Source organism: Pseudomonas sp. Sample_9 (genome assembly GCF_004307535.1).
In the GTDB taxonomy this organism is placed as follows: domain Bacteria; phylum Pseudomonadota; class Gammaproteobacteria; order Pseudomonadales; family Pseudomonadaceae; genus Aquipseudomonas; species Aquipseudomonas mercuritolerans.
The window spans coordinates 1-12209 of the sequence record NZ_RAZO01000078.1 but is presented as its reverse complement, the minus strand read 5'-3'; the positions used below and the strand labels follow the sequence as shown (position 1 = coordinate 12209).

Below are 12209 nucleotides of genomic sequence, written 5' to 3'. Positions count from 1 at the left end.
TGATTGAGCTGCATTGATGCCCGCACCAGGTCCCTGTGGTGAGTGGATTTATCTTCGATGGGCTGCGAAGTGGCCCCTTGCAATCTTTCATTCACGCCAAGCGCAGAGGTTTTACGGCTGCTGCGCAGCCGAGCGGGGATAAATCCCCTCGCCACGGGGCATCCGACCAAAAGCCAATGTGTGCCCACCACCGAGCCGCGGTATACTGCCGCGCCTTTTTAGCGTCGCGCCACAAAGGGACAGCCGCAAGCCTCAAGCGGCAAGCTCAAGCTCAAGCTGTCCGCGTAATGCTTAACTTGCCGCTCGAAGCTAGAAGCTTGTAGCTGCCCCATCGTGTTTTAGAGGAGCGCGACTCATGACCGTGATCAAGCAAGATGACCTGATTCAGAGCGTTGCCGACGCCCTGCAGTTCATTTCCTATTACCACCCCGTGGATTTCATCCAGGCGATGCACGAAGCCTACCTGCGCGAAGAATCGCCAGCGGCCCGTGATTCGATGGCGCAGATCCTGATCAACTCGCGCATGTGCGCCACCGGCCACCGCCCGATCTGCCAGGACACCGGTATCGTCACCGTGTTTGTCCGTGTCGGCATGGACGTGCGCTGGGATGGCGCCACCATGGGCCTGGACGACATGATCAACGAAGGCGTGCGTCGCGCTTACAACCTGCCGGAAAACGTCCTGCGGGCCTCGATCCTTGCCGACCCGGCAGGCGCTCGCAAGAACACCAAGGACAACACCCCGGCCGTAATTCACTACTCCATCGTCCCGGGTAACACCGTGGAAGTGGACGTGGCGGCCAAGGGCGGCGGTTCCGAGAACAAGTCGAAAATGGCCATGCTCAACCCGTCCGACTCGATCGTCGACTGGGTATTGAAGACCGTGCCGACCATGGGCGCCGGCTGGTGCCCACCGGGCATGCTGGGTATCGGCATCGGCGGCACCGCCGAGAAAGCCGCGGTGATGGCCAAGGAAGTGTTGATGGAATCCATCGACATTCACGAGCTCAAGGCCCGTGGCCCGCAGAACCGCATCGAAGAAATGCGTCTGGAGCTGTTCGAGAAGGTCAACCAGTTGGGCATCGGCGCCCAGGGCCTTGGTGGCCTGACCACCGTGCTCGACGTGAAGATCATGGATTATCCGACTCACGCCGCTTCCCTGCCGGTGTGCATGATCCCCAACTGCGCTGCCACCCGTCACGCACACTTCGTGCTCGACGGTTCCGGCCCGGCCTCGCTGGAAGCGCCACCGCTGGACGCCTATCCGGAAATCGTCTGGGAAGCCGGCCCGTCGGCGCGTCGCGTCAACCTCGACACCCTGACCCCGGAAGACGTGCAGAGCTGGAAACCGGGCGAAACCGTGCTGCTCAACGGCAAGATGCTCACCGGTCGCGACGCCGCGCACAAGCGCATGGTCGAGATGCTCAACAAGGGCGAAACCCTGCCGGTGGATCTGAAAGGTCGCTTCATTTATTACGTCGGCCCGGTTGATCCGGTCGGTGACGAAGTGGTTGGCCCGGCCGGCCCGACCACCGCAACGCGGATGGACAAGTTCACCCGCCAGATCCTCGAGCAGACCGGCCTGCTGGGCATGATCGGCAAATCCGAGCGCGGCCCGACCGCGATCGAAGCGATCAAGGACAACAAGGCCGTGTACCTGATGGCTGTCGGCGGCGCCGCTTACCTGGTTGCGCAAGCGATCAAGAAGTCCAAGGTGCTGGCATTTGCCGAGCTGGGCATGGAAGCGATCTACGAGTTCGAGGTCAAGGACATGCCGGTCACCGTTGCCGTGGACAGCAAAGGTGAGTCGGTACACATCACTGGCCCGGCGATCTGGCAGCAGAAGATCAGCGAAAGCCTGGCGGTGGAAGTGCAGTAAGCCCTTCGCTTGCATGAAACGGCCGGCCATCCGCAGCGATGGACCGGCCGTTTTCACATGTGCAAACCGATCGCGATAAAAAAGCTGCCGGTCCATACAAAATGATCTTGTGCACCTGTCAGATCTGACAGGTTCATCTTTGGCCTTTTCTTGTTAGCGTCGATCCAACACGCCCACGCTGCGCGCTATGGATTCGACCATGCCCGACCAAGATTTGAGCATCACCGCACCGGCCATCGCCAAAAGTTCATCGATCGCGACGATCGGCAAGAGCTGGAGCGCTGTAGGGCCCACGGGCACAGCGGGGTTCGAACTGCCGATCCCTGCGAGCGTTGGGCGCGGTTTTGATCCGCAAATGACGCTTTCGTGCAGCAGCCAGAGCGGTAACAGCGCGTTTGGCCTGGGCTGGAATCTCGGTCTGAGTCAAATCAGCAGACGCACCAACAAGGGCGTACCGCGCTACAGCGAGCACGACGAAATCATCGGTCACGACGGTGAAGTGTGGATGCCCGAGCTGGATGATGACGGGAAGCTGAAATCGCGCAGGGAGCAAACCTACCGGGATGTCGTCATTGCTGCCCATGATGTCGTGTCTTACCGGGCGCGTATCGAGGGTGATTTCTCGCTACGCGAACGCTGGCAACCGGCTGACGGTGGAGCGCCCTTCTGGCTGGTGCACGGCGCCGACGGCACATTGCACGTCTACGGCAAAACCACCGCCTCACGCCGTGCCGACCCCGACGACGAATCGCGCATCAGCAATTGGCTGCTGTGTGAAAGCATGAACGCCCATGGCGAACACATCTGCTACGAATACAAACCCGACGATCAGCCTGACGAACAAGACCCGATTCACGACTATCGCGCCCAGCGTTATCTGCGACGGGTGTGTTACGGCAATGCCACGGCGAGCGATCACCTTTACAGCTGGGACACTGACCGACCGACGGATCTGCCATGGCATTTTCAACTGGTGTTCGATTACGGCGAACGCAGCAATTCGCTGACGGAGATTCCGAGCTACGAGGAAATGAACCGCTGGCGGCTGCGACCGGATCCGTTTTCCAGCTATGGGCAGGGTTTTGAGCTGAGCACCCGCAGGCTCTGCCAGCAAGTGTTGATGTTTCATCACTTCCCCGGGGGCCTGGCGACAGAGGCAAAACTTGCACGTCGCCTGCTGCTGGAATATCGACCGTTCCAGAACATTGCGCAGTGGGCTTACAGCCAGATCACTGCAGCGCACTATCAGGCGTTCGATGGCCAAGGCAATGTCGAACACACTCCACCGGTGGAATTCGACTACTCGCCTTTCGAGATCAATAAAACCCCTGCCCGGCTGTTGGAAAACGAGACTCAACCGGGCATCGAAGACGGCGGGTTCTATCAATGCGTCGATCTGTATGGCGAGGGCGTGCCGGGCTTTCTCTGCCGCTACGACAACGCCTGGTATTACCGAGAACCGCGACGCGCGGCACCTGGTACCGAACTGATCGGTTACGACCCATGGGTTTTGCTGGACAGGATCCCGGTGGCAGATCGCAACCGCGCCGTGGCGCAACTGCTTGACCTGACCGGTGACGGCCGCCTGGATCTGATCATTGCCCGGTTGGGTTACTGCGGTTTTCATGCGTTGAATGCGCAGCGGCAATTCGAACTGTTCAGCGCGTTCGACACGTTTCCCCGGGAACACCAGGATCTGACTTTGACCATGGGGGATTTCAGCGGGGACGGGCTGATGTCAGCGGCCAGCATCAGCCCCGACCGCGTACGTCTTTATGCCAGCCTGCGGGAAAAAGGCTTCGCCGCCGCACAGGAAATCCCCCATGAATACGCAGACGATCGTCTGCCGGTGTTCAGCAACTCGCGAAGCGAACTGGTGCTTCTGGGCAATCTGCTTGGCAGCGACATGCCCGAGCTGTGCCGCATCCGCCATGACGAGGTCCGCTGCTGGCCGAATCTTGGTCACGGCAAATTCGGCAAAGGTCGCAAGATCAGCGACCTGCCCTTCACCCATGAAGAATTCGACGCCTCGCGAGTACGTCTGGCCGATCTCGATGGCTCCGGCGCGCCCGCGCTGATCTATCTCAAATCCGATGGGTTCGACATCTACCTGAACCGGGGCGGCAACGGCCTGGAGCAGATTCCCGTCAGCGTGCCGTGGCCTGAAGACGTGCGCTATGACCGTTTGTGCCAGGTCAGTTTCGCCGACCTGCAAGGCCTCGGTTGCGCCAGCCTGATTCTGACGGTGCCGCATATCCAGCCGCGGCATTGGCGCTACGATTTTGTTGCAGCCAAGCCCTACCTGCTGGTCAACAGTAACAACAACATGGGCTGTTCCAGCAGCGTGACTTATCGCAGCTCGGCTCAGGAATGGCTGGATGAAAAGGAGCGGCTGCTGGCACTTGAGCGTGCACCGGTATGTCATCTGCCATTTCCGCTGGCCGTGGTGAAGAAGCAGGAGCAACACGACGAGATCACCGGCAACCGGTTGACCCAGTCGTTCACTTGGCGCGAAGGGTTCTACGACGGCAAGGATAGGGAATTTCGTGGGTTCGGCTACTTGCAGCAACTTGACTGCGAGGTTGGAGCCGATCCTTCAGAGCCCGGCTTCAGCGAGCCAGTGCAAACATGCACCTGGTTTCACAACGGTCAGGAAATCAATCGCTCCCGCGACGATTATTTCAGCGCGGACGCGGACGCCTGCCCGTTGGGCGAAACCCTGTTCAGTCGTTACCACCCCAAAGGTGAAATCGATGAGCCCGTCACTCCGGAGGGGTCCGACAGTCGCTATCGGATTGCGCAGGCACTGGTTGGCTCGGTCGCTCGAACAGAAATTTTCCCCTACCGCGCCGATGCGCAGGCGCCCGGTGCAGCCGCGCTGTACTCGGTAGAAGAGAAGCGCTATCTGGTTCGCGAGGTACGACCGCAGGGGCAATATGCCGCAGCCGTGCTGCTACCCCTTCAGGCCGAAGCAATCAGTTATCAGTACGACGGCTTTAGCAATGACCCGCTGTGCCGCCACGATGTCATCCTGCGCTGGGACGCTTACGGCGCCGCGACCCACGCACTTACGGTGAGCTATGCGCGCAGGTTGACCGCCCAGAGCCCGCCCCCCTTCACCGAAGACCATCTGAATCAATGGTGGTCCGACGCTCACGACGAAGCGCAGCAATACTTTTACATCAGTGAAACCCGTGCACGCCGGATCAATCTGGTCGACTCGCAACAGTGGCGATTGGGCCTGCCCTATCAGGATCAGGGCAATGCCTTGAAGTTGGCCAAGGGCGATCTGCCGGTCGGGCTCAACCCGGGACAGGTATCGTTCGAGTTTCTGCGAGAGCACCAGGATTCCACGCAATGGCATAGCGAACGGGTGCTGACTTCCCAATCGATCCAGCGCTATGTGAGCGTGGACGGTATCGAACTGGATGACGGTGTCGCCGGGTTCGAAGCCCTGGCGCATTCTCTGGAGCTGGCGCTACTGGACAAGACCGCGCTGGACGCTTACAGCGTTGTGCCAGGCCTGGTCATCCGTGAAGCCCTGCTGGATATTGGCTATGCGCCCATGCCGCCGTTGTTCGAAGCGGCGCCGAGTGACGAACAGAATCTCTGGTCGTCGCGCTTCAATTTTTCTCGCTACGGCAACCTGCCAGCGTTCTACAACGTGCTCGCATTCAACGAAACGCCAAGCCATGGCATAACCACGGCGGTTTACGACAGTCATTACCTGACGATCATGCGGATGGAGTTGCCGGACGGTTGTGCCGTGCGCGTCGCGGAATTCGATTACCACGCGCTGAAACCCCTGCGAGTCATCGACGCCAACGACAATCTCGAAGAAGTTATCTACGAGCCTTCCGGTCAGCCATTGGTCACAAGTTTCCAGGGTACGGAAAATGGCAAACCCGCCGGCTTCCATGCCCTGAGCGACTATCGGCCGTTGCCCGACACTCATCCGGAATGGGCCATCGCCAATCCGGCGCAGGCCGTCCAGGGCGCAGCGAGTACCCTGCACAAAAACCTGTTCAGCTGGATGGCAGCCATTCCTGCTTCGGCGCTTGGGCGCCAAGGGATCAAACAAGGCGACCTGCTGCCCGGCGGACACATTCGCGCCAGCACACGTCGCCGGCTGACCCTTGCCCGGACATTGACGCTCGATGATCAGCGGATGCTCGAGGCCATCAGCTCAGCGTGTCGAGAACCTGTACACACCGTGATACTCAGCGCCGACCGCTATCCCGACGATGCGATCGATGCGCAGATCCAGATCGTCAAAGCCTGTGTCGACGGTTTTGGTCGTGCATTGCAAACCCTGCAATTGGTCGACCCGGGGCCGGCGCATGACGTGGACCCGAACACTGGCGAGTTGCTTGCCGAAAACGCTGAGTTGCCTGCCGATCCACGCTGGCGCGTCAGCGAACGGGTCGAATACAACAACAAGGGTTTGCCCATACGCCAGTACCGGCCGTTCTTTGCCAACAGGCACTGCTACGTCAATGATCAATCGCTGCACAGACTCGGGCTGTTCGACCAATTGTTCTATGACGCGCAGGGGCGTCCGATCAAGCTGGTCAACGCCAAAGGCGACTTTTCCCGCCAGACTTACCATCCCTGGTATCACACCAGCGAAGATTTCAACGACACCGCCGAAGAGCAAGAGTCCGCTCGCGAGTCAGGCTCATGACCTCCTCCCTGCATTGGCGCACGCCGTCACTGGCGGTCATCGACGGCCGCGGCCTGCCGATCCGACAGGTCGCTTACTTGCGCTCAGCAGTCGGTGCCACACCCAGCGCTCTGGTGACGACCCGGCAGCACGATCTGGCAGCGCGCCACGTGGCGCAGCAGGATCCGCGCTTGCCAATGGCGAACGCCACCACCACTTACATGCTCAATGGCACAACGCTGTTCACCGATAGTGTCGATTCGGGCTGGCGCCTGGTCCTGCCAGGCATGGCCGGCGAGCCTTTACAGCGCTGGGATGAGCTTGGCCATCACTGGGAATCGACATTTGACCCGCTGCTTCGCGTGAAAACTCTCAGGGAACACGGCGAGGACCTGGGCGAGAGTTTCACCTATGGCAAGAGTGATGCCGATGCAAGCCATAACCTGCGGGGGCAGTTGAACAAGCAGACAGATGCTTCAGGTTTACTGGAGATCACCGGCTACTCCCTCTCCGGCCAGACGCTCGTGGAAACCCGAACCTTCCATGATGACGAGCCGTTCACCACGCGCCAGATGATCAGCCCCGTCGGTGCTGTCCTGGAGCAAACCGACGCCGGCGGTCATCGCCGAGCATCACGCCATGGTCTTGCCGGGCAGCTCAGGCAAGTGGATCTTGAGATCAAGGGGCACCCCGTCAAGCGAGTGATGCTCGATGCACAGTACAACGCCAACAATCAGATCATCGCGCAACTGGCCGGCAACGGCGTGCTCAGCCAATGGACATACGACCCGGCCGACGGGCGTTTGCACACGCAAACAAGTCACAAACCCGGTGAAGACAGGCTGCAGGATCTCGAATATTTCTACGACCGCGTCGGCAACGTCATTCGTATCGAAGATCACGCTTTCGAGCCGACCTGGTCCGCCAACCAGCGGGTCGATGGCCATCGCGAATTCAGCTACGACTCGCTGTACCGGTTGATCCGTGCCACGGGTCACGACGACGCCCTGCCCCCGGACACCCACGGTCTGCCGCAACCGCCCACCGAAAAAAACCGCCTCAACTATACCCAGACGTACAGCTACGACGATGGCGGCAACCTGATCGAACTGCGTCATCAGCGCGACGGTGCCAGTCGCACCCGGCGCATGTACATCGACGATCAAAGCAATCGCGGTGTGCGCCGGGAAACGGGCGATGATGAACCGGACTTCAGCAACTGGTTCGACCTGCACGGCAATCAGCGCAGGCTGCGGCACGGCCCGACCTTGCACTGGAACAAGCGTGACGAGCTGGAGCACATCGATCTGGTGGTGCGGCCGGACAGCGCCAACGACGCCGAATACTACCGCTACAGCCAGGGCGTGCGAGTGTTCAAGCGCCACGAAACCTTTGCTCCGGGTGCCAACCATTTTCATCAGGTCCGCTACCTGCCCGGTCTGGAAATCCGCAGCAAGGACAACGGCGAAGAACTGCACGTCATCAGCCTCGGCAATGCACGCTGCCTGCACTGGGTGACCAATCCACCTGCCGAAAACAACCAGGTGCGTTACACCCTGGACGACCATCTCGGCTCTTGCGTGATGGAACTGAACGAAGAGGCGACAGTTACCAGCGAAGAAGGCTACTACCCCTTCGGCGAAACCGCGTGGATGGCGCCGGAATCGGAAATCGAATACCGCTTCATCCGGTATTCCGGCAAGGAAATGGACGTCAGCGGGTTGTATTACTACGGCGCCCGTTATTACGCGCCGTGGTTGCAGCGCTGGATCAGTGCCGATCCGGCGGGGGATGTGGATGGGTTGAACCTGTATGGGTTCGTCGGGAACAACCCGCTGACTTTTGTGGATGTGCATGGCAACAGCCAAGACAGATTCGATATCGTCAATTTCTCAAGGTTTGCAACGGTACTCGGCAACCACGCTGCTATGACGCAGGACAAGATGCTGAAAATTTCACAAAGAAAATACGGGGGGGATCTGCTCAAGAGCGGATTTGCAGAAGCACTTATAGGCACTGCCGGCTTCTTTGCAGGTTACTTCGGCGGCACATTCGTTGGTTCAGAACTTACCGCCGGTATGCCAGAGGCCGTCAAATACCTGGTCGATATGGTTGCCACGCACATCAACGGCGACATTGCCGAGTCGATCGTCGCTCAATTCACGTCCTTTGCAAATATGACAAGCCCATTGATTCCACAAACTTCGGTCATGAGCGTCGAAGCCATTGATCAAAAGATCGCTGGCACGGCGAGTTCATCGAGTTTTACGCCAGCTGATGCGTCCACCATCCTGATGAGCCGTGGCGTCGGATCATATGTTCCAGGCACGGGTGCGGCACTTAACCTGGGTTCGCGAGTGCAGGAAGTGGTGGACATACAAAATGGTCTGGATCCGGTCAAGATTGGAAAAATCGAAACAATGCTCGCCGACTGGCATCAAGCCCTTACTTCGCGAATGACCCATATTGAGAAGGCCTTCAGACGAACAGGACAAAACACGATCAATTCGGCTGACGTGCTATCTGACAAGAGCCGCTTGAAGGATGCCAAAATCATTCGGCTAGATACCTTGCGAGAGCAGACCACTGAGATCCTTGGATTTATCGAAACCACCCAGACCATGATGAAGTGGTACAAGGAAGATTTACTTACAGACAATGTTTTCCTGCGCAAAGAAGCGAAACCGAGGACCGGGTTCAGGGCGAAATTTCAGGCTTTTGTCGAGCGTTTCACCAGACATGTCTACCCACCCCAATGAAGTACGATACCGTCCATTCGCGCACTCCTGCGTTGACGGTCATCGACGCACGTGGTCTGCCAATCCGACAGATCGCTTACCTGCACTCGGTAGCCGCTGATCCGCCAAGCGCTCTGGTATCTTGCCAGCACCACGATGTAGCCGGGCGCCTGGCGGCACAGTACGACCCGCGCCTGCCGGTGGCGAACGCCACCAACGTCTATGCGCTCGACGGCACTGTGCTGTACACCGATAGCGCCGATTCGGGCTTGCGCCTGGTGCTGCCGGGACTGGCCGGCGAACCACTGCATCGCTGGGACAAACGTGATCATCATTGGCAATCGACCTTTGACATGCTGCTACGCGTAAAAACGCTAAAGGAAGCCAGCGGGGATCAGATCGACAGTTTCAGCTATGGTGAAAGTTCCGCCGATGGAGACTGCAACCTGCGCGGCCAGTTGATCGAACAGACGGATTTTTCAGGATCGCTGAAAATCACCGGTTATGCCCTCACCGGCCAGGCGATTGCAGAAACCCGCACCTTTCGCGATGGCGAGCCGTTCACCACGCGCCAGATGATCAGCCCCGTCGGTGCTGTCCTGGAGCAAACCGACGCCGGCGGTCATCGCCGAGCATCACGCCATGGTCTTGCCGGGCAGCTCAGGCAAGTGGATCTTGAGATCAAGGGGCACCCCGTCAAGCGAGTGATGCTCGATGCACAGTACAACGCCAACAATCAGATCATCGCGCAACTGGCCGGCAACGGCGTGCTCAGCCAATGGACATACGACCCGGCCGACGGGCGTTTGCACACGCAAACAAGTCACAAACCCGGTGAAGACAGGCTGCAGGATCTCGCCTATTTCTACGACCGCGTCGGCAACATCATTCGCATTGAAGACCACGCCTTCGAACCCACCTGGTTTGCCAACCAGCGGGTCGATGGCCATCGCGAATTCATCTACGACTCCTTGTACCGGTTGATTCGCGCAACCGGTTACGACGACGCCCTACCCCCGGACATCCCCGGCCTGCCGCAACCGACCGATCCGAAAAACCGCCGCAACTACACCCAGACTTACACTTACGACAAGGGAGGAAACCTGATCGAGTTGTGCCATCAGCGCGACGAGGGTTGTCGCACCAGGCGTATGCACATCGACAGTGAAAGCAATCGCGCAGTACGCCGGGAAACCGGCGATGACGAACCGGACTTTGGCAACTGGTTCGACCTGCACGGCAATCAATCCAGGCTGCGGCACGGCCCGACATTGCACTGGAACAATCGTGACGAGCTGGAACATATAGATCTGGTCATTCGCAAGGACAGCGCCAACGACACCGAGAATTACCGCTACAGCCAGGGCGTGCGGGTACTCAAATATCGCGAAACGGTCGCCAGGGGTGTCAGTCACATCGATAAAGTGCGCTACCTGCCCGGCCTGGAAATCCGCAGCAAAGACAACGGCGAAGAGCTGCACATCATCAGCGTCGGCAACGCGCGGTGTCTGCATTGGGTGAGCAATCCGCCTGCCGCCAACACCCAACTGCGCTATACCCTCGAAGACCATCTCGGCTCTTGTGTGATGGAGCTCAATGAAGAGGCCGTCATCACCAGCGAAGAAGGCTATTACCCGTTCGGCGAAACCGCGTGGATGGCCCCGGAATCGGAAATCGAATACCGCTTCATCCGTTACTCCGGCAAGGAAATGGATGCCAGTGGTTTGTATTACTACGGCGCGCGTTATTACGCGCCGTGGTTGCAACGTTGGGTCAGTGCGGATCCGGCGGGGGACGTGGATGGGTTGAATCTGTATGCGTTTGTAAGCAACAACCCCGTCGGTTATATAGACGCCGACGGTCAAGGCAAATTACTGCCGACAAAAGCGGACTATGACGCCGCCTGGAGCAGGCACTTTTCGCGGGAAAACGCCAGCTATGCAAAAAGAGGTCAGGGAATGGCTTCTGATCGCCTGCGCAGCACTCTGGCGAATCAGATACTCAAGCACGTGAATATTCTGGGAATCACCCAACTGCGATCCAACAATGTGCAGCAGCAGATGCTCAACCAGAATTCAACTTCCCATTTTGCGAAAGCAACAGCCCGTAGAACAGCCGTCCATGTGACGAATCAGGCCCTCAGTTATGGCGCAGGAATAGTGGTTGGGCTGGGTGCCCAAGCGTTAGGGGTAGCCGCTCCTGGCGTGGGAAATGTGGTTGGTGTCGGCATGGGGATTGCCACCAAAACCGCCGTCAGCTTCGCTATCGACTATGTCGCCGAAAAATCCGGGCTGAGCACCTCGGTCAAGCTCAAAGCAAGTGCTCTTGATCCTGACAAAATCATCCGGCAGGCAGAGTACAAGTCCATGAACCTACTGAATTACCTGGGCGCCAAGGGCATCAAGAATTTTGACGTTCGAAAAACCAAAGGCCAGGTAGGTACCGGAAAACTTGCTGCCGCTTTTGGGCTCAAGTTTTTTGCACCAAACGTTGCTTCTGAAGCCGGTGCAGGGCTTTCCTTAGCGATTGGAGCAGTAGAAATCGTTAAAGAAGTCAGCGACGCCAGTTCTGAAATATCCGACGAGAAATACGGCAGGCTGTTCACATATATCCCGGCATTGGTCCAGCAGATCAACGATAACCTGCAAACCACCAGAGAGTACTTCGCTGCGCTTTCCATTGATTCGCTGGCAGGAGTCAAACTTGCCGACCTCGAAACGGAAACGGCAAGAATTACCGGACACCTGCAAGAAACGATGAACAGGGCAATATCCTATTCGAAGAAACCCAGGGCGGCATGACCCCCATGGATCTCAAGTAGCAGGCAAGGGGTGATGGCATGCTATCGTGCCCCTCCTCCTACCATCCGTTAGACCAGCATGCTGCCGACTTCCCGTACCCTGCGTCTGTCGTTGTATTCCCTGCTGAT

Annotated in this window: 4 protein-coding genes; all 4 read left to right on the top strand. The window is 58.5% G+C overall.

What is annotated here, in order from left to right; all coding sequences use genetic code 11:
* Positions 1 to 355: 355 nt before the first annotated feature.
* The 4 genes from D6877_RS04500 (at position 356) to D6877_RS04485 (ending at position 12081) form a co-directional block, all read left to right on the top strand.
* Positions 356 to 1879, top strand: a complete 1524-nt coding sequence (locus D6877_RS04500) for a fumarate hydratase (protein WP_007916251.1) — start codon at positions 356 to 358, stop codon at positions 1877 to 1879.
* A 199-nt stretch (positions 1880 to 2078) separates the two neighbouring features.
* Complete coding sequence (locus tag D6877_RS04495; protein ID WP_130909990.1) at positions 2079 to 6563, top strand: SpvB/TcaC N-terminal domain-containing protein; 4485 nt, start codon at positions 2079 to 2081, stop codon at positions 6561 to 6563.
* Positions 6560 to 9301 (top strand): RHS repeat-associated core domain-containing protein, encoded by a 2742-nt coding sequence (locus D6877_RS04490; protein ID WP_130909989.1) that lies wholly within the window; start codon positions 6560 to 6562, stop codon positions 9299 to 9301. The genes D6877_RS04495 and D6877_RS04490 overlap by 4 nt, the downstream gene beginning before the upstream one ends.
* Positions 9298 to 12081: an RHS repeat-associated core domain-containing protein gene (locus D6877_RS04485; protein WP_130909988.1), complete on the top strand. Its 2784-nt coding sequence runs from the start codon at positions 9298 to 9300 to the stop codon at positions 12079 to 12081. The genes D6877_RS04490 and D6877_RS04485 overlap by 4 nt, the downstream gene beginning before the upstream one ends.
* Positions 12082 to 12209: the final 128 nt, after the last annotated feature.

Coding starts and splice junctions, on each gene's coding strand:
- D6877_RS04500 (WP_007916251.1), top strand. CDS start 356: ATGACCGTGATCAAGCAAGATGACCTGATTCAGAGCGTTGCCGACGCC.
- D6877_RS04495 (WP_130909990.1), top strand. CDS start 2,079: ATGCCCGACCAAGATTTGAGCATCACCGCACCGGCCATCGCCAAAAGT.
- D6877_RS04490 (WP_130909989.1), top strand. CDS start 6,560: ATGACCTCCTCCCTGCATTGGCGCACGCCGTCACTGGCGGTCATCGAC.
- D6877_RS04485 (WP_130909988.1), top strand. CDS start 9,298: ATGAAGTACGATACCGTCCATTCGCGCACTCCTGCGTTGACGGTCATC.